This is a genomic window from Bifidobacterium sp. ESL1130 (genome assembly GCF_058507935.1).
Map to the genome: position 1 here is coordinate 1,535,814 of NZ_CP196379.1, position 17,974 is coordinate 1,553,787.

The 17,974-nt window shown below is 57.8% G+C and carries 17 protein-coding genes; 10 read left to right on the forward strand and 7 right to left on the reverse strand.

Annotated elements, in window-relative coordinates; genetic code table 11:
- The first annotated feature begins 73 nt into the window (after positions 1 to 73).
- The 3 genes from pgm to rpiA all read left to right on the forward strand — a co-directional run bounded on the left by pgm (position 74) and on the right by rpiA (position 4,208).
- Complete coding sequence (gene pgm, locus ACSYSO_RS06020) at positions 74 to 1,747, forward strand: phosphoglucomutase (alpha-D-glucose-1,6-bisphosphate-dependent) (RefSeq protein ID WP_489760694.1); 1,674 nt, start codon at positions 74 to 76, stop codon at positions 1,745 to 1,747.
- A gap of 276 nt (positions 1,748 to 2,023) precedes the next feature.
- Positions 2,024 to 3,265, forward strand: coding sequence for a ribonuclease H family protein (locus ACSYSO_RS06025; RefSeq protein WP_489760693.1), 1,242 nt, complete (start codon positions 2,024 to 2,026; stop codon positions 3,263 to 3,265).
- Positions 3,266 to 3,509: 244 nt separating this feature from the next.
- Entirely contained in the window at positions 3,510 to 4,208 is a 699-nt protein-coding gene (gene rpiA / locus ACSYSO_RS06030) for a ribose-5-phosphate isomerase RpiA (RefSeq protein WP_489760707.1), read from the forward strand.
- A gap of 169 nt (positions 4,209 to 4,377) precedes the next feature.
- Here rpiA and tpx read toward each other — a convergent pair whose 3' ends face one another.
- Positions 4,378 to 4,884 (reverse strand): thiol peroxidase, encoded by a 507-nt coding sequence (gene tpx / locus ACSYSO_RS06035; protein WP_489760692.1) that lies wholly within the window; start codon positions 4,882 to 4,884, stop codon positions 4,378 to 4,380.
- Positions 4,885 to 5,990: 1,106 nt separating this feature from the next.
- On the opposite strand from tpx, the gene ACSYSO_RS06040 reads away from it, so the two are divergent.
- Entirely contained in the window at positions 5,991 to 6,971 is a 981-nt protein-coding gene (locus tag ACSYSO_RS06040) for a mucin-binding protein (protein ID WP_491701684.1), read from the forward strand.
- A 693-nt stretch (positions 6,972 to 7,664) separates the two neighbouring features.
- Here the strand turns inward: ACSYSO_RS06040 and ACSYSO_RS06045 are convergent.
- From ACSYSO_RS06045 to ACSYSO_RS06065, 5 genes are all read right to left on the reverse strand, one after another.
- Positions 7,665 to 7,841: a hypothetical protein gene (locus ACSYSO_RS06045; RefSeq protein WP_491701685.1), complete on the reverse strand. Its 177-nt coding sequence runs from the start codon at positions 7,839 to 7,841 to the stop codon at positions 7,665 to 7,667.
- A 369-nt stretch (positions 7,842 to 8,210) separates the two neighbouring features.
- Positions 8,211 to 8,300, reverse strand: a complete 90-nt coding sequence (locus tag ACSYSO_RS06050; RefSeq protein WP_003817716.1) for a 30S ribosomal protein bS22 — start codon at positions 8,298 to 8,300, stop codon at positions 8,211 to 8,213.
- Positions 8,301 to 8,657: 357 nt separating this feature from the next.
- Positions 8,658 to 9,347 (reverse strand): hypothetical protein, encoded by a 690-nt coding sequence (locus ACSYSO_RS06055; protein WP_489799977.1) that lies wholly within the window; start codon positions 9,345 to 9,347, stop codon positions 8,658 to 8,660.
- A gap of 43 nt (positions 9,348 to 9,390) precedes the next feature.
- Positions 9,391 to 9,876, reverse strand: a complete 486-nt coding sequence (locus ACSYSO_RS06060; RefSeq protein WP_491701686.1) for a MerR family transcriptional regulator — start codon at positions 9,874 to 9,876, stop codon at positions 9,391 to 9,393.
- A 1-nt stretch (position 9,877) separates the two neighbouring features.
- Positions 9,878 to 10,285: a cupin domain-containing protein gene (locus ACSYSO_RS06065; protein WP_491701687.1), complete on the reverse strand. Its 408-nt coding sequence runs from the start codon at positions 10,283 to 10,285 to the stop codon at positions 9,878 to 9,880.
- A 342-nt stretch (positions 10,286 to 10,627) separates the two neighbouring features.
- On the opposite strand from ACSYSO_RS06065, the gene radA reads away from it, so the two are divergent.
- Positions 10,628 to 12,043, forward strand: coding sequence for a DNA repair protein RadA (gene radA, locus ACSYSO_RS06070; protein ID WP_491701688.1), 1,416 nt, complete (start codon positions 10,628 to 10,630; stop codon positions 12,041 to 12,043).
- 135 nt (positions 12,044 to 12,178) lie between these two features.
- Complete coding sequence (locus tag ACSYSO_RS06075; RefSeq protein ID WP_491701689.1) at positions 12,179 to 12,700, forward strand: cupin domain-containing protein; 522 nt, start codon at positions 12,179 to 12,181, stop codon at positions 12,698 to 12,700.
- A gap of 139 nt (positions 12,701 to 12,839) precedes the next feature.
- On the opposite strand, the gene ACSYSO_RS06080 is transcribed toward ACSYSO_RS06075, so the two are convergent.
- Complete coding sequence (locus ACSYSO_RS06080; protein ID WP_491701690.1) at positions 12,840 to 13,637, reverse strand: 5'-methylthioadenosine/S-adenosylhomocysteine nucleosidase; 798 nt, start codon at positions 13,635 to 13,637, stop codon at positions 12,840 to 12,842.
- A 224-nt stretch (positions 13,638 to 13,861) separates the two neighbouring features.
- Between ACSYSO_RS06080 and ACSYSO_RS06085 the strand changes: the two genes are divergently transcribed.
- The 4 genes from ACSYSO_RS06085 (at position 13,862) to ACSYSO_RS06100 (ending at position 17,822) form a co-directional block, all read left to right on the forward strand.
- Complete coding sequence (locus ACSYSO_RS06085) at positions 13,862 to 14,725, forward strand: ABC transporter substrate-binding protein (RefSeq protein WP_491701691.1); 864 nt, start codon at positions 13,862 to 13,864, stop codon at positions 14,723 to 14,725.
- Positions 14,726 to 15,050: 325 nt separating this feature from the next.
- Positions 15,051 to 15,908 (forward strand): ABC transporter substrate-binding protein, encoded by an 858-nt coding sequence (locus ACSYSO_RS06090; RefSeq protein ID WP_491701692.1) that lies wholly within the window; start codon positions 15,051 to 15,053, stop codon positions 15,906 to 15,908.
- A 181-nt stretch (positions 15,909 to 16,089) separates the two neighbouring features.
- Positions 16,090 to 16,938, forward strand: a complete 849-nt coding sequence (locus ACSYSO_RS06095; RefSeq protein WP_489799994.1) for an amino acid ABC transporter permease — start codon at positions 16,090 to 16,092, stop codon at positions 16,936 to 16,938.
- Between the two features lie 146 nt (positions 16,939 to 17,084).
- Entirely contained in the window at positions 17,085 to 17,822 is a 738-nt protein-coding gene (locus ACSYSO_RS06100; protein ID WP_489799993.1) for an amino acid ABC transporter ATP-binding protein, read from the forward strand.
- Positions 17,823 to 17,974 lie beyond the last annotated feature (152 nt).

Genomic DNA, 17,974 nt, shown 5'->3' on the forward strand with positions numbered 1-17,974 from the left:
CACACAATATATCATCAATCGCTCAAAATAACACAAACTTGAACATGATATGCAATCGTGGCACAATAGAGGCATGGTAGCAAACAATGCGGGTATGCCCGCCACCCCCTCCGACCTGATTGACGTCGACAAGGTCATCGCCGACTACTACGACGCCGTCCCCAACCCCTCCGTGCCTGAGCAGCGAGTTTCATTCGGCACTTCCGGTCATCGCGGCTCATCACTGAAGGTCTCATTCAACGAGGCACACATCGTGGCGATTTCCCAAGCCATTGCCGAATACCGGCGGCAGGCCGGCGTGAACGGCCCGCTCTATCTGGGGCGCGACACCCATGCGCTCTCCGGCCCAGCCGAACGCACTGCCATAGAGGTGCTCGTAGCCAACGGCGTGCACGTGCGCATCGACGCACGTCAAGATTTCGTCCCCACTCCCGTAATCTCCCAGACCATCTTGACCCACAACCGTGCCGCAGACGGTTCTCAGCGGTTCACCGGAGACGGACTGGCCGACGGCATCGTGGTGACACCTTCGCACAATCCTCCCACCGACGGTGGTTTCAAGTACGATCCCGTCACAGGAGGACCGGCTCCCGCTGAAGTCACCGAGCAGATCGCACGGCGCGCCAACGAACTGCTGGGACATGTTAAGGACGTCAAGCGCATACCCTACGAGCAGGCCGTCAAGTCCGAGTTCGTCGAACGATTCGACTTTAGAGAACACTACGTGAGCGACCTCGGCAATGTCATCGACTTTGATGCGATCCGATCGTCCGGCGTTCGTCTGGGCATCGATCCTTTGGGCGGCGCTTCAGTGAACTACTGGCCGCTCATCAACGAGGCATATGGTTTGAACATCGACGTGGTGCGTCCCCAAGTGGATCCGACCTGGCGGTTTATGACGCTGGACCACGACGGCAAGATCCGCATGGACCCCAGCTCCGTTTATGCCATGAAGGGCCTGGTGGAATCGCTCAACAACGGCGCTTGGGACAAGTACGATCTGGTGGGCGGCACTGATCCCGATGCCGACCGGCATGGCATCGTTTGCCCCAACTGGGGGGTCATGAACCCGAACCACTATTTGGCAGTGTGCGTGCAATACCTGTTCGGAGGCAACCGTCCCGACTGGCCCGAAGGCACCGGCGTCGGCAAAACGGTCGTGTCGTCAAGCCTTGTCGACCGCGTGGCCACCTCGTTGGGAGCACCGCTGATAGAGGTGCCAGTAGGGTTCAAATGGTTTGTGGACCCACTGTTCAGCGGCACCGTGGCATTCGGCGGCGAAGAAAGCAGCGGCATGAGCTTCCTGCGCCGCGATGGCCACGTGTGGACCACAGACAAAGACGGGCTCATTCCCGACCTGCTGGCAGCGGAGATTACCGCCGTCACTGGCAAGAACCCAGCCCAACTGCATCAAGAGCAAGTGGAACAGTTCGGCGAAAGCTGGTACCGGCGCGTTGACACTCCGACCACACTGGAGCAGAAGCAGAAATTCGGCACCATGAGCGCCTCCGACATCACCGCCACCAAGCTGGCAGGCGAACCAATCGAAACCGTCATGACAACAGCCCCCGGCAACAATGCCCCCATCGGAGGGCTCAAAGTGGCCACAAAGAACAACTGGTTCGCCGCCCGGCCCTCCGGTACCGAAAACATCTATAAAATCTACGCCGAGTCGTTCACCTCCCCCGAAACCTTGGAACAGGTGCTCAGCGAGGCCGAAACGGTGGTGAACGCCGCGCTGGGGTGAGGCGCACGACCCACCGTTGGTGTTGCTGGCGCCATATCAATCATGTATGAATGTCAGCAACACCGTGTCCCCACAGACATGCGTTCGACATTCGCGGTACAGTAGTGCGCAGCATGACACACCATATGGGATGAGCGTCCGACGACGTTCCTGCCCATGCAAGCGATTGGCTGGGCGCTCTGTATTTTCGAACGCTCCGGGCCGCTCGGCCAAGTCTTTACTCGAAAATATAGAGCGCCCAGCCAATCGAGTCGAAACGTTAAGGAACTATGACCTATGATTACAGTCTCCACTGATGGCAGCGCTCTCGGCAACCCAAACGGCCCAATGGGATGGGCTTGGGCAGACCACGCTCCCCATGCGGCGCGCACGCCCGGCCACAGCCATGACGGCGACTGTGATGCCGGCGGCGCCACGAACGGCACCAATCAGATCGGAGAACTGGTGGCTGTGCTGGAGGCGTTGCGCGCGCATCCAGGCGACGAGCCGCTCACCATTGAGACCGATTCCCAGTATGCCATCAACTGCTCCACCAAATGGGTGAAAGGATGGAAGAAGAACGGCTGGAAGAACTCGCAGAAAAAACCTGTGAAGAACGCGCCGCTCATCAAGGCCATCGACGCTGAGATCGCGCAGCGCGAGGGGCCGGTGAAATTCGTGTGGGTGAAAGGTCACAACGGCAATCCCGGGAACGAAAAAGTGGACGACTTGGCGCACACCTACTCCGGAGATGCTCGAAGCGGAGTTCGCGACGGTTATCTCCCTTTGGAGGGCTGGCAGTCATTACTGGCTTCGGATTACGCTCGAGGGGTCGATATTCCTGCTGATGCGCAGTTGCTTATCGACGGCGAAATCACCAATGAGGAGTATCACTTGGGCCGCGGCGAGCAGTCAAGCCCGAACTTCGAGACGGAGCGCCCCACCAGCGCTGGGAGTAATACCAATACCGATAACAGTACTGATACCGATAATTCCGGTGATCACACCAGACGGACCAGCCGTGCATTGCAGGACCTGCTCAACGAACCGGAAGGCGTTGCCGACTATGACTTCGGCCAATCCCACGCAGGTCAGCCCTCAGGCAGTGCCTTGAACGACGGCGATGCAACCAAGTCAAGCAACGTTCCTGTTGCTTCTGCCGCTCCAACCGTTTCTGCCACCTCTACGGTTTCCGCCGCTTCTGCTGCCTCTACCGTTCCTGACGTTTCCACCGCTCCAGACATTGCTGCCACTTCTACCGTTCCCGCCACTCCAACCGCCACAGACGAGAATCAGCCGCCGGCGTCCCCTCAGGGCAGTGCCAGCAACCGCGCATCCGGCGCCCAAGCACCTGCAAACATGACGGCATCGGGGCTCACCATTTCCGGTACATTGCAGGTCTCCCCTCCCCCTTCCAGCAGCCCCACCTACACCGGCCAACCCCGTCATCTCCATGGATTTGTGGAAGTAGACGCGCTGGTGGAGGGCGACGGCACCGTCATGCTCCAGTCGTCCCCCTTCTTCATAGCCACGCGCTAAACACGCATCTGCCGCATATCGTAAAATTTGCCACCCGTACCGCGCATCGCCCTCACGCGCGAATATGTGACAATGTCCGAAAAATTGCTCTACCGTTCGCCGTAGTTTCCATAGATTATGACGGTATGCGCCGGATATACGCGCCGACATCACGCGACGGCAAAGTACCACAAAACCGGTAGTATACGAGAGAGATACCTCACATCGAAGGCCAGGATTGGCCTCGACAGCAGTAAGGAGCATGATGGACAAGGCAGAACAGGACCGGCTCAAGCAGGCCGCAGGCATCGAAGCGGCAAAGATCGTGGAGAACGGCATGACCGTCGGCCTCGGCACCGGATCGACCGTGAAATTCCTGGTGGACGAACTCGGCCGCCGCACACAGGAGGAAGGTTTGCAGTTCACCGGTGTCACCACTTCCCGCCGCACACAGGAGCAGGCAGAAGGCTACGGCATCAAGATCGTAGATATTGACGACGTGGATCATATCGACGTCACCATCGATGGCGCTGACGAGGTGGACAGCAATTTCAACGGCATCAAGGGTGGCGGTGCAGCCTTGCTGTGGGAGAAGATCGTGGCCACGAACTCCGACAAGATCGTGTGGATCGTGGACGAGTCGAAAGTGGTGGACACCATCGGAGCATTCCCCCTTCCGGTCGAGGTGATCCCCTTTGGCGCAGGCCACGTGGTGAAGCTGTTCGAAGAAAAGGGTTACAAGCCAGTGCTGCGGCTGGATGACGACGGCAAAGAGGTACGTACCGACGAGAACAATTTCGTGGTGGATTTGCACTTGGAACGCATCGACCAGCCGGAAGCGTTGGCCGAAGATCTTATCAACACCGTGGGTGTGGTGGAGCACGGCTTGTTCCTGCACATGGTGGACACGGTGATTGTGGGCAACCCCAACGGCCCGCGTGTCATGCAGAACAGCAATAAGTAATACCGCACGCTCAGCCTCGCACCGGCCGATATCACCGCTCTAGGAGGGACGGCCGGCAGCGATGGCAGCAATAACTCAAGTCCGGCATACATCCGAAGTTATAGGGATGCGTGCCGGACTTTTGCATGCTATCGCGTGAGTAGCTGTTGCCGAGCTACTCGCAGAAAACCTACTTGAGTTTGGCGATGGCCTCGCGCGCAGCAGCGTAATCAGGTTCGGTACCGATTTCGGGAACCTGCTGGGTGTAGGCCACGGTGCCATCGGAGTTGATGAGCACCACGCAGCGCGACAGCAGGCCACGCATGGAACCATCGGCAATGGTGATGCCGTAATCTTCGCCAAACGTGGAACGGAAGGCCGAACCGGCGATGACCCCGTCGATGCCTTCGGCACCGCAGAAGCGAGCGGTGGCGAACGGCAGATCCTTGGAGACGCAGAGCACGGTCACGTCGTCGAATTCTTCGGCAACCTTGTTGAAGTTGCGCACCGACATGGAGCACACGTCAGTGTCGATGGAGGGGAAGATGTTGAGCACGATCTTCTTGCCGGCAAGGCTGGCGGAATCGAAGTCGTTGAGGTCTTTGTCGGTCAGGGTGAACGCAGGGGCAGCGGAGCCTACCTCGGGGAGCGTGCCAACGGTTTGCGTGGGATTGCCATCCAATGTAATTTGTGTCATATGGCCATTCTCCCACAGCCCGGCTGCAACCACCATTTACGCTGTCGGCAAGGGCGAACGGGCGCAACAGCGCATTCATGTCACGGCACTTGACCTTACCGCCAGAACGCTTGTTACCGATGTCACAGAGCTGTAATAAACTATAGAAATATGTGCATGTATGCAGCACTTTGCTGACATGCCTGCATCAATGAAGGACTCGACAATGTGTCGTTGTGGTGTTTGGACACAGAAAGAGAGATTGCTATGTCTCCCATAAGCCACGGTGTGACGAATTCGCGCCAAGGCCATACTCTTGCCGCTGTTGTCACCATAATGGTAGCGGTTGCATCCCTTGCCGGAGGCATCACCGCCTACGCGTCGTCAGTTTCCAGCACAAGTGCCGACTCTGCAGATAGCACCACCGCAACTTCACCTGCCGCTTCCGCAAGCTCGGCAGAAGCATTAAATATCACCCCCCCCCCAGCGAGTCTGAACCTCTAACTTCCAGCACACCACTTCTAGATTCTTCCAATACCAGTCAAAACAGTACAGACGCCAACGCAGACGCTGATGCTTCATCGACACTTGCTCAAGCAGAATCGCAACCGGATGCCACCCTGCCCGGCATATCCGCACAAGGCGACGGTTCATGTGCTGTTGCTACAACAGACAGTAGATATTACACAGCTACGGTTGACGGTTTACCAGCAGGAAAACCACCAAAAGACCCGCATTATCAAGGAACAAAAACCATAGTTAGTGCATGCGTTTACCATGCCTACAGCACCACGCAATTCAGATACTCCAACGGCACCGCCACACAAGGCGACACTTCACAGAACATCACCCTCACCAACGTAGCATTCACGCAAGCGAAAGCTTTCGCGTACGTCAAGAGAGGTTACAAAGTCGACACTTCCAAATCCTATACCACAAAATGCTACTACGGTGCAAATATCAGCGGAACCAACTTCGCCAACACCCCATACTACGTAGGGCCAGCCAAACTCACACTCTCAAATGCAGGAGGCGGCACAGACATGGGAAACGGAGTGATAACGGTGACACCAGATCAAACAGCTGATGCTTTATACACTGTTACTTGTCCTGCGGCTACGGGTGCAGTGTACCAACTCAACGGCAACTACCCAACCAACGCCAGTGTGCAACCCTCCTACAACCAAGTCTACGCACCCAACATCCCCGGATACGACATCACCGTCACCAACGGCACCTACAACCCCACCACACGCATGGTCACCATCCCCAACCCCGTCAACAGTGCCGGCACACCCGTCTACGGCAACAACCTGATGAACGCCACCAACGCCATCACCACCATCACCTACCACAAAGCAGCAGCCAACGCCACCATCCACTGGAACATCAACGGAACCGAAAACACCAGCATGCAACAAACCTTCAACGGATACCAAGACGACCCCTTGAACGCCACATTGACCGCACGTATACCAGCAGGCTATTATGCCCAACCAGCAAGCCCAGGCCTATCATGCAACGACACCACCTGCACCATCAACACCACCTACCAACCAGGACATTCGGACTACTGGATCAACTGCTCAAAACTCATCACCGAAACCCAGTCCAAAACACAAACACGCACCATCCACTACCAACACAACGACCACACCCAAGCAGCACCAGACCAAGTGGACACCATCACCTGGACCCGCACCAAAACCACCAACCCGGTCACCGGAACCACCACATACACCAACTGGACCACAACAAACACCGATGACGGCACCACCAAAACCACCGGCTACTACCCACAAGCAAACAGCCCACACCTCGACGGATGGACCACACAAACGCTCACCACCCAAGCGCAGTCCACCCTCCACACCGACGGCAACCCCATACCAGACCCAACCAACCCAACCAGTCCCACCGACCCGCAACTCACCAACCGCACCACCGAAATCACCATCACCTACATACCCACCATCAAAGCACTCCCCTTCACCGGAACCACCACCAACACAACCACAATCACACTCACCGGACTAGTAACCGCTGTCGTACTTGTCGCGGTCTCCTCAATACTCCGTCGCCACCACAACTCTCTCTCAACACGGTAGACGACGGCCACAAAGGGGGTGGCTGGTGTGGGCACGGCAACCCTGCCCACACCAACCACCCCTCACACTTCCACCAACAACCAACAACCAAACCCGCCAGACTTCCGTCGCCAGCCACAACCTCTCTCACCAGCAGACGACGGAACACAGGGTGGATGGCACAACTCCACAGCTGTCACCATCCACCCCACACAACCCAACGCACCAGAACCGTCACCAAATCTATTTCACCGACGGTTCCGCAGCGCACTGACACCGCCACGCAACACAACCGACACTGCCACCACTTCAACGACGGTTCCGCCGCACAACAATACGCCTGCGCACCAAAACCGACGCTGAATCTATTTCACCGTCGGTCCCGCTGCGCAACAACACCACCACGCAACACAACCGACGCTAACCGCACTTCACCGTCGGTTCCGCCGCGGCTCAGCACCAGCACGCAACAAAACCGACACTAACCCCACTTCACCGACGGTTCTGCAGCATAGCAGCACCGCTACGCGTTGGATACGATTCACTTACTCAATGCTCGACAGCGAACAAATCACGCCATTACCATACGCACAGATACGATAGTCTTCCTCAGCAGTACCGCATCCACACATGAGGAGGCCCGCCCCACAAAGTGCAGGACGGGCAGAAACATGAGCCACAGGAGCATACTTCTCAATACCTGCAGCAGCTCCCCTACTTCAACTCGCTGTCACCGCCTCTTATGGCAAACCAGCACAGCGCCAGTATCACTACATCAGCAACACCAGGATGCACTTTAGCGGCCAGTACAACCGCCAACACCATCATCAACTCAACTAACGAACCCGAACTAGGCCCCTCATTCTTGTTACGCACAACCGTGCCTTTCATTTATGATCACACCATCGCGGCGTGACCAGTGTCACGTCGACGATTGTCGACCGGTCGATTGCCCAGCTATCAGGAAGGACGTTCGACAAGTTCAAGCGTATCAGGTATAGTGAGGTTTGTCAGTTGATGAATGTCTATCAGCATTTCCGATTGTTGAGGCGGCGATAACACTTCTTATTACGGAAATGATTCCCAACTGATAGGGCAGTTTCTTGTTCTGTCCTCATACTTTCGAGGGGTCCCAATTCCGATTGTGACCCCTCGTTAATTCTGAATCTGCGGCGCAGACCTCGAACATACAAAAAGGCCCGAACCCAGAAGGTTCGAGCCTTTACTCCTTGCGTATCGCTAGGATACCGCAGACCGTCGCTACTTGCGCTGGTGACGAGTCTTACGCAGCATTTTGCGGTGCTTCTTCTTGCTCATCCGCTTGCGGCGCTTCTTGATGACGGAACCCATCTGAAGCCTCCATTCCTAGACTATACGATTGCAACTTTCCCTACTATACACAAAGAAGCCGACTTTCACGCTGCCCACTGTGCACGCCATCCACTGCGAGCTCACCGCGCATTGTTCCTGCAGCACAGCCACACAGCACCTACTTGCGCGAACCTCCACTTGCAACGCAAGCTTCCCGACTACAAAGCGAGCTTTCGCCTACAACGCAAACTCCCCTCCTACAACGCAAACTCCCCTCCTGCAACGCGAGCTTCCCACCTGCAACACCGCCACACTACTGCACCTACTGCGCGAACCTCCACCCGTGCAAGCTTTCCGTCTGCAGCGCGAGTTCCGCCCACAACCAGAAACTCCCGCCTACAACGGGAACTTCTGGTAGAAACGCAGCACCGAATCCTTTGAGCCCGTGGCCTCGAACACCACTGTGTCGTTGCGCCACACGGCCGTGGTGGCGCCACTGTGGCTCTTCACCTTGGCATCAGCGCTGCCGTCTTTCTTCTCATCGCCAGCACCAGACGCATCACTCGATGCCGCACCATCATTCTTGCCCGATGTCTCCTTGACCACATACGCACCAGTGACATTGCCGGAAACCTTCACATCCCCCGAAGCCACATCTACACCGGACAGACCTTTGGAGAGCGTCTCATACTGCTTCTTGGCCTTGTCATCGCTTGGCCACTGGGCCACGCGAACCTCAACATCATCGGCCTTTTTACCGGTCGAATAAGTCATGGCATATTCCTCCAAAGGCGTGGATGCTTTCCACCCATCACTCGGAGAGACCTCAACGCGCGCAAAATTAAGCACGCTATCGGGCATGGACTTGAGCAATTCCGTGGACCCCTTCGGCAGCTCCTTCGCTTTGATGGAAGGGGTGGTGGGAGCGGATGCGCTTTGCTCAGGAGCCACCGGCTGAACGTTCTTATTCAACGCCCACCCGGGCCACACGAATGCGGACAGCAGCGCCAACACCACCACAACGGCGGCGCACGCCACCACAACAATGAGTTTGCGGTGGGAGGAAGACTTGTGATTGCTCGTCATAGACCTCATTGTTTCATAGCGGGCTGACGCTTCACGGAGTCTTTCAAGCGCCGGCGTTCGCCCTCTTCGCCGCCCGCTGGCTCAACTGTGCCGCAAGTTCCGACGCACGAGAGCCGATACACTTCGCCGCTTCGTCATCGCCGGCATCCACTGCTCTCCAGTATTCGATTTTTAGCGAAACGTATTCACGCCTTGCCTTGAGAAATTCTCGTTCCTCATCCAACCGGTCGCATTGCCGCTCCAGCAGATCCATCTCGGCGCGAGCGCCAACCTGCCCGTCCTCCCGGTTGGCCATATATGCCCGCATGTCTGCCAGAGGCATGCCGGTGGCATTGAGACAAGCCACGGTGGTGAGCGCTGCAAGATCGTCATCGCTGTACGCGCGATGTCCCGAAGAGGGGTCTCGTGCAATGCCAGATACGATGCCGATCTGCTCGTAGTAGCGCAGCGTGCTTTCGGGCAGCCCACAATACAGCGACGCTTCTTTGATGGAATGCCATTGGCGTCGAGTGTTATGCTCGTCGTTCATGCTAGGCCAGCTTTGCATATTCATGCTCATCTACCGGTTCGAGCCAGTCGGTTGATGCGCCCGCGGCCATTACCGCAATGTGAGCGAAAGGACTGTTGGGGCTGGCTCCGTGCCAGTGTTTGGTATCTGCGGGAACGACCACTACGTCGCCAGGCTCCATGCGCCGTACAGGTTCGCCTTCCAGCTGGCAGTAGCCCACTCCGCCCACGGCAAGAAGGATTTGTGCCGCACCGTGGTGCGCATGCCAGTGGTTGATGCACCCGGGTTCGAAGGTAACGTTGCTTACGCCCACATGCTCGTCTCCGCCCAGCGGTGCCAAGTAGCTTTGGCCGGTGAAGTACTGGGCGTAGGCGTCGTTGGAGTCGCCGAGCGGGAATGGGCTGGGGTTGGTGGATTCGGTGATAGGCACGGGTGCTCCTTAATTGTTGAAGTGCTATGCTATGAAGCAATATGAACAGACTAAAAACTTCAAGTACTTGAAGTCAAACCGACGCTATTTCAACATCGTGTCCACATATCCACATCTTTGCTGTGCAAACAGCATAATCTACTTATCCACAGCCTTGGTCTCCAAACATCCTTACCCCACAGTCCACACGATTCACAACGTCATGATTCACACAGGCCGCACATCCGCATAGTCCTCATAGTCCACAACATCATTACTTATTCACAAATCCACAAATCCACAAATCCACATATTCGCCAGTTCGACTTGACCGGGTCGGCCGGCACGGCTAGCGTCGGAACCATGGCAAAAAGCACAACGCAATACGTCTGTTCCGAATGCGGGTGGAATGGGGCAAAATGGTACGGGCGCTGCCCTGAATGCGGGCAATGGGGCACGGTTGAGGAGTTTCACGAAGCACGACCGGCAGCCGCAAAACGCACCGCCGCTCAGGGCCGCACCTCGCGCACACAGGCTGGTGTCGCACCACTGGCCGGCGCCGCAGCGGCCATGCCGATCACCGGCATCAGCGCCGACGCCGAGCAGCGCACGTCCACCGGATTTTCCGAGTTCGACCGTGTGCTGGGCGGTGGCATCGTAGCCGGTTCGGTGGTACTGGTAGCAGGCGAACCCGGCATCGGCAAATCAACGCTGCTGCTCGAAACCGCAGGCAACATCGCCCGTTCCAAACCCGGGCAACCGGTGCTCTATATTTCCGGAGAGGAGTCCCAAGCACAAGTGCGCATGCGTGCCTCACGCATCGCTGCTCTGGAACCGAACCTGCTCATGGCCGCCACCACCGACCTGTCCACGGCCTTGGCGCTCATCGAGCAGCATAAGCCGAGCTTGGCCATTGTGGATTCGGCGCAAACCATCGTCTCCCAAGATGTTGATGGCATCTCCGGCGGCTCCACTCAGGTACGTGAGGTGGCAAGCGCACTCATCGACACCGCCAAAACGATCGGCGTCCCGGTCATGTTGGTGGGGCACGTGACCAAGGACGGCACCATCGCCGGACCGCGCACGTTGGAGCATCTGGTGGATGTGGTCTGCCAGTTCGAGGGCGACAGCCAGACGGCACTGCGCCTGCTGCACGCGAGCAAAAACCGCTTTGGCCCGACCGACGAGGTGGGCTGTTTCGATATGTCGGGCGAGGGCATCGAAGAGGTCACCGACCCTTCCGGCCTCTTCCTTTCCACCGATGATGCTCCGGTGGAGGGCACGTGCGTAACATTCACACTCGACGGTCACCGCAGCCTGCCCATCGAGGTGCAGGCGTTGGTCACCAAATCGGTGCTCCCCACCCCCAGACGCAACACCAACGGCATCGATCAGAACCGTCTTGCCATGCTTTCGGCTGTTCTCTACCGCCACGGCAAGGTCAATCTGCTCGCCAACGATCTGTATGTCTCCACCATCGCCGGTGGTTTGGCCAAAGAACCTGCGTGCGACTTGGCCATCGTGTCTGCATTGGCGAGCGCGTCAAAGGCTCGCCCGATCGACCGCGCCACGTGTGCGATCGGCGAGATATCACTGACCGGACAGGTACGCCCCGTCCCCCAGCTGGCACACCGGTTGAACGAGGCTGCACGTTTGGGGTACACCAAGGCCGTGGTCCCGGTAACCCGCGGTCGTCAGCGCACGTTGAAGGCAGTGCCCGGCTTGGAAGTGGTGGAGGTCGCTTCACTGCGCGACGCGTTGGACGCCATGGGACTGTAAACCGCCGGCATGGTACCGCCGACACGGTGACACCCGCCCATTACAATGAATGTGACGGCAACGTCCGTCCGTGTGCCGTAAGCTGTGTTGCCACAGCGGCACCGCCCGATTCATTATTCATGTAGGAGTGTCAATATGGCCAACAGCATCCCCTTGGAAGATATGAGCGACTATGCTCGCAGCGCGGTGCGCACCCTCGACCTCGAGCCACACCCGGAAGGTGGATGGTACAAGCAGACTTGGCTGAGCCGGCAGGCCTCGCAAGGCACCCAGGATGGTGAGGATGCAGGCCGCCCCTTGGCCTCACTCATTTACTTCCTGCTGGCACAAGGGGATGCAAGTGCCTGGCATAAAGTCGATGCGGACGAGATTTGGCTGTGGCACGGCCCAGCTACCGTCGCGCTGGAACTGGGCGGTGACGGCGAAGCCCCGACCAGCGATCCTGAACATATTACCCGCGTTACGCTTGGCCAGGGCTTGGCCGATGCCGACGACGCGAAGAACGGCAATACTGCCGCAGCTCCCAGTCAGGAACCGGTGGGACAGTATGTGATTCCCAAGGGCTACTGGCAGCGCACTGTTCCGGGCACCGGAGACGCCATCGTCTCATGCGTGGTGAGTCCCGGCTTCTCCTTCGACGGGTTCACACTCGAATAGCCTCATTGCGCGCAATCCGCCGCCATGTCTGTGTGCGGCACGCGCAAGAACGTAATGGTACGAAAACACAATGGTGGCGATGTGCTCCGGTACGTCTGGCGCACATCGCCACATATTTATTTTGTGATCAACAGAGCGTTCAGAGACGTTCTGCCATCTGGCGCAGTGTACCCAAGGTAACGTCGGCGGCGGCGTCGGCCGCACGCTGCATGCTGCGCTGCTGGGTGTTCAGGTCACTGTAGGAATCGCCGCACGGGTTGCTGATGCCACGAATGCACAGGAACGGCACATCGCAACGAGCGCACACCTGACCTGCCGAAGCCTCTTCCATGGCTTCGCCTTCGGCATCGAAGCGCGCTATCAGCTCACGCAATACATCCGGATCGGTGTTGAACCGATCGCTGGTAGAGAGGTTGCCTACCACATAACTGGGCTGATGGTCGGCACTCACGTGGACGTCCAAGGCCAGCGTTCCAGCCATTGCACTGCCTTGCTCGCGCAGTTCGGCCTGTGAGGCCACACGGTTGAGCCCAAGCTCCTGCGCGGCGCGTTCGGCATCGGCGACCAGTGCAGGGTCCGAGGGGAAGAATTTGAGGAACGGCTCGCAATCGGCGATGACTTCCATGTTGCTTTCCGCATAGTGCTGCTCACGCGCCACTACCACATCCGCAATGTCTAAACCAGGGTTGATGGAACCGGCGATACCGCTGAAAATCAGAGCCTGCGGGTCGTAGCGGTCGATGATGAATTGGGCAGCGGCAGCCGAGTTGGCCATCCCCATGCCTCCCATGACCACCACCACATGCTTGCCGGCATACATGCCGGTCGTCACTACGTTGTGATGGATGGTCTCAGTGGTGGCATCTTGCAGAGATTCGACGATTTTTGCGGATTCCTCAGGAATCGCACATTGCACAGCAACAGTAGGAGTACTCATAGCTCTATGGTAATGCATGTCACACCCAAACCCACTGCTCGTTTGGAGCCGCAGACATCACCAGGCAAGGCCTCTATTCGTACCCATTCACACCACCGTTCCAACCCAAAACCGGCAATGCGCCAGTAGGGTGGTAACCATAGAATGGTGGAGCTTCCGGCTCCGCGCAGGTACGCGTGTGCAGTCGAATCATCATGGGCACGGCAAGGTTAAGGGACAATCACATGAGCATGTTCAATGGCAAACATATTCTACGCAACACAGCGTCGGCATTGGCAGCGGCCGTACTCGCACTCTCGGTCTCAGGGTGTGGTTCCGAATCCTCCAGCGCGCCTGCCAATTCCTCGGATCCCACACAAATGACCGCAACGCCCGGAACTCTCACCATCGCCACCGGAGAGCCCGCCTATGCCCCATGGGTAATCGACGACAAGCCGGAAAGCGGCAAAGGCTACGAGGCGGCACTCTCCTATGCAGTAGCCAAGGAGATGGGTTTCAAGAACTCGGACGTAAAGTGGGTGCGCACCACCTTCGATGAGGCCACGGCCCCCGGCGCCAAGAACTGGGACATGAACATCCAGCAGTTCACCATCACCAAAGAGCGCAAGCAGGCGGTCGACTTCTCCCCCAGCTACTACAACGTCAAGCAGTCCATCGTGGTGCGCAAAGACTCCAAACTGGCGAGCGCCAAGTCAGTGAGCGAATTCAAGAATGCCACCGTTGGAGCCATGGTCGGTTCCACTTCCCTGGACTTCGCCCAGTCGAAGATCAAGCAGGACATCAAGATTTTCAACGATAACGCGGCATTGGCCGAGGCGCTGGATTCCAATCAGATCGACGCGATCGTACTTGACACCCCTACTGCAGTGGATGTGGTTAAGGAGAATCAGGTGAAGGATTCCGTAGTGGTGGGTCAGATTCCAGGTTCTGACGATCCGGAAGGCACCGGTTTCGTGCTGTCCAAGGATTCCAAGCTCACTCCGGCCGTTACCAAAGCCGTGAATGCACTGAAGAAGGACGGTACGCTGGACAAGTTGCAGAACCAGTGGCTGGCCGAGTACACCACTGACATACCTATGCTCAAGTAGGCACACCGGACTTTCAGGCGCACCGGACTCTCAGACAGGCGCGGCTCTCACCATACCGATGGTGGGGCCGCGCTTGTTTTATGCATAAACCAGATTCCACACAACATGGAAAGTCATATCCCAAAGAGAGCCAGCTTCACCCCTCCGCACAAGAGACAGACCGATGGGCAGATGCCCGTACTCCCAAGACCTGTAGAACGGTACGGGTAACATGGGCAGTGTTTCCGGCAACGCGGTTCCTCGTCCGAAGACTCGCGCAGCCGAGTGACATCATCCTATCCAACTCAACGAAATATACGATTCTCCATTAGGCAGAGGCATCATCATGAGTGTTTGGAACCATCATTTCTCACGTGCTATCGCGGCCGTCAGCGCTGTGGCAATACTGGCATTGGCAGCCGGCTGCGGCTCCGGCGGCACAGCCGAACCATCCGACCCCAACGACGTCAAACAGATGACCGTAAACCACGGCACGCTCACGGTGGCGACCGGCGAACCCGCCTACTCGCCCTGGGTGCTTGACGACAAGCCCGAAAGCGGGCGCGGCTACGAGGCCGCCGTCGTCTACTCTCTGGCCAAGCGTCTCGGTTTCGCCAAAGAGGACGTGAAGTGGACACGCAGCACCTTCGACGCGGCCACTGCCCCGGGTGCCAAGGATTGGGATATGAACGTCCAGCAATTCTCCATCACCAAGGAACGCAAGCAGGCTGTGGACTTCTCCCCCAGTTATTTCAACATGACCGAAAGCGTGGTGACCCGCAAGGATTCCAAGTTTGCCAAAGCCACATCAATCAGCGAACTCAAGGACGCCACCATCGGCGCCATGGTCGGTTCCATCAGTCTCGACATCGCCAAGTCGAAGATCAAGGACGACATCAAGGTGTTCAACGACAATGCGACCGTGGCCCAGGCCATGAGTGCCGGCCAAGTGGACGCCGTGGTGTTCGACACTCCCACCGCCGTCAATGTCGTGAAAACGAAACAGGTGCAGGACGGCCTGGTGATCGGTCAGATTCCCGGCTCACAGGACCCCAACGGCATCGGTGTTCTTTTGCCTAAAGACTCCAAACTCACGCCCACCGTCACCAAGGCCATGAACGAGATGAAGAACGACGGCGAACTGCAGAAGCTACAGGACCGTTGGCTTAAAGAGTACACCACCGACGTGCCGGAACTCAGGTAGTACTCTTGGCTGTGGGCAGTGCCAAGCAAACCTGCCCACAGGGCTTTACCCTTTATCCACCATCAACCCTGAGGACCAGACAGACAGTATGAATAACACACCATCGGTTTCCGACCGATCCACGCCGACTTCGCAGAGCACTTCGGAAAAACCTACGCAGGGCAAGCTGGCTCACCATGAGATGAGCGTGAGCACCGTAAGCGAAGTGGAACTGGAGCGCCGGGAATTCCGGCGTCGGCAACGCTACCAATCCACCGCGGTGAGCGTGGTGAGCACCTTGGTGCTCGTCGCCGTCATCGTCATCGCGCTCAGGTTCTCCCCCGGCTGGCCGCACGTCAAGGAATCGTTCTTCTCCGGGCACTATTTCGTCCAATCCTTCCCCTCCATTCTCAAAGGCTTGTGGGTCAACGTCGCCGTACTCGCCATCGCTGTGGTGGGAGTGGCCATCTTCGGCACCCTCATCGCCGTCATCCGCACCAGCAAGGCCGCTGTGCTCTTCCCCTTGCGCGCGCTGGTGACCATCTACACCACCGTGATGCGCGGCATTCCCATGCTCGTGGTGCTGTACCTCATCGGTTTCGGCATTCCCGGACTCAATATTTTCGGCCGCATTCCGCCGGTCGTACTCGGTACCATAGCCGTGGTCATGTCCTATTCGGCATACGTCGGCGAGGTACTGCGCGCCGGTTTCCAAGATGTGAACCCCTCACAGCGTGCCTCTGCCCGATCATTGGGGTTGACCAGCGCTCAGACAGTGCGTTTGGTCGTCATACCCCAAGCCCTGCGCAAAGTGGCGCCGGCGCTCATGAACGACTTTATCTCCATGCAAAAGGATGTGGGGCTCATCTCCGTGCTCGGCGTGGTGGACGCAGTGCGCGCCGCACAGATCGCCGTGGCTCGCACATACAATTACACGCCTTATGTGGTGGCCAGCCTGCTGTTCATTCTGCTCAGTGTGCCTTTCATCATCCTCAACGACTGGTATTCCGCCAGATTGCGCCGGCGTGAGCAGAGCGGAGGCACCGTATGACCTCCGAGCATGCACCGCACATCAGCACGCCAATCGAGAACGAGTCAGAAAGCAGCATGACCAATACCACATCAGAACCGCAAACAGCGTCGTCGAAGCAAGACGCAGCACAACAGCAGTCCGACCTGCAGACGACAACCCCCAACATGCAACCGGTATTGCGTGTGGATGGCGTGGCCAAGTCGTTCGGAGGCAACCACGTGTTGCGCGGCATATCGTTCAACATCCAGCCGCATGAGGTGGTGGCGTTGCTTGGCCCGTCCGGTTCCGGCAAATCTACACTCATGAAGTGCATCAACCTGTTGGAGCAGGTGGACGATGGGCAAATCTGGCTGGGTGGCACCGACATCACCGACCCAGCAGTGAACGCCGACCAGAGCCGTTCGCGCATTGGCGTGGTCTTCCAGCAGTTCAACCTCTTCCCCCACATGACGGTACTGAAAAACGTGACGCTTGGTGCCATCAAAGTACACCATTGGAGCAAAGAGCAGGCTGAAGAGAAAGCCATGGGCTTGCTCAAACGCATCGGCATGGATGGCAAGGCTCACTCCTACCCTGACCAGCTTTCCGGCGGCCAGCAGCAGCGCGTCGCCATCGCACGTGCGCTTATGACTGAGCCGGAACTGCTGCTGCTCGACGAGATCACTTCGGCGCTCGACCCCATGCTGGTCGGCGAGGTGCTGGGCATGGTGCAGGAACTCAAAGAACAGGGCACCACCATTTTGATGGCCACCCACGAAATGCAGTTCGCCCGCGATGCCGCAGACCGTGTGATCCTGCTACGCCAAGGCGTCATTGCAGAGAACGGCACACCGCAAGCGGTGATGAACGAGTCGCAAGATGCCGATACCCGCGCGTTCTTCAGCCATTTCAGAGGGATCTAACCCACCGCCAGCGCGCGGAATAGCAAACAGCCTAGGCCCCACCAATAGAGCCTAGGCTGTTGCATATCAGCTGTTCAACACCTCACGCGCCAAGTCATCCGAAAACTCAAGAAGAGTGTGGTGGTATGCGCAGCAACGTTGAGCTGCGCATA

What these genes read in the sequence shown, in the direction of transcription:
- ACSYSO_RS06080 (WP_491701690.1), bottom strand. Translation starts at nt 13,637, where the DNA reads ATGAGTACTCCTACTGTTGCTGTGCAATGTGCGATTCCTGAGGAATCC.
- ACSYSO_RS06025 (WP_489760693.1), top strand. Translation starts at nt 2,024, where the DNA reads ATGATTACAGTCTCCACTGATGGCAGCGCTCTCGGCAACCCAAACGGC.
- ACSYSO_RS06045 (WP_491701685.1), bottom strand. Translation starts at nt 7,841, where the DNA reads ATGAAAGGCACGGTTGTGCGTAACAAGAATGAGGGGCCTAGTTCGGGT.
- ACSYSO_RS06075 (WP_491701689.1), top strand. Translation starts at nt 12,179, where the DNA reads ATGGCCAACAGCATCCCCTTGGAAGATATGAGCGACTATGCTCGCAGC.
- ACSYSO_RS06050 (WP_003817716.1), bottom strand. Translation starts at nt 8,300, where the DNA reads ATGGGTTCCGTCATCAAGAAGCGCCGCAAGCGGATGAGCAAGAAGAAG.
- tpx (WP_489760692.1), bottom strand. Translation starts at nt 4,884, where the DNA reads ATGACACAAATTACATTGGATGGCAATCCCACGCAAACCGTTGGCACG.
- ACSYSO_RS06085 (WP_491701691.1), top strand. Translation starts at nt 13,862, where the DNA reads ATGAGCATGTTCAATGGCAAACATATTCTACGCAACACAGCGTCGGCA.
- ACSYSO_RS06060 (WP_491701686.1), bottom strand. Translation starts at nt 9,876, where the DNA reads ATGAACGACGAGCATAACACTCGACGCCAATGGCATTCCATCAAAGAA.
- radA (WP_491701688.1), top strand. Translation starts at nt 10,628, where the DNA reads ATGGCAAAAAGCACAACGCAATACGTCTGTTCCGAATGCGGGTGGAAT.
- rpiA (WP_489760707.1), top strand. Translation starts at nt 3,510, where the DNA reads ATGGACAAGGCAGAACAGGACCGGCTCAAGCAGGCCGCAGGCATCGAA.
- ACSYSO_RS06055 (WP_489799977.1), bottom strand. Translation starts at nt 9,347, where the DNA reads ATGACGAGCAATCACAAGTCTTCCTCCCACCGCAAACTCATTGTTGTG.
- ACSYSO_RS06100 (WP_489799993.1), top strand. Translation starts at nt 17,085, where the DNA reads ATGCAACCGGTATTGCGTGTGGATGGCGTGGCCAAGTCGTTCGGAGGC.
- pgm (WP_489760694.1), top strand. Translation starts at nt 74, where the DNA reads ATGGTAGCAAACAATGCGGGTATGCCCGCCACCCCCTCCGACCTGATT.
- ACSYSO_RS06095 (WP_489799994.1), top strand. Translation starts at nt 16,090, where the DNA reads ATGAGCGTGAGCACCGTAAGCGAAGTGGAACTGGAGCGCCGGGAATTC.
- ACSYSO_RS06090 (WP_491701692.1), top strand. Translation starts at nt 15,051, where the DNA reads ATGAGTGTTTGGAACCATCATTTCTCACGTGCTATCGCGGCCGTCAGC.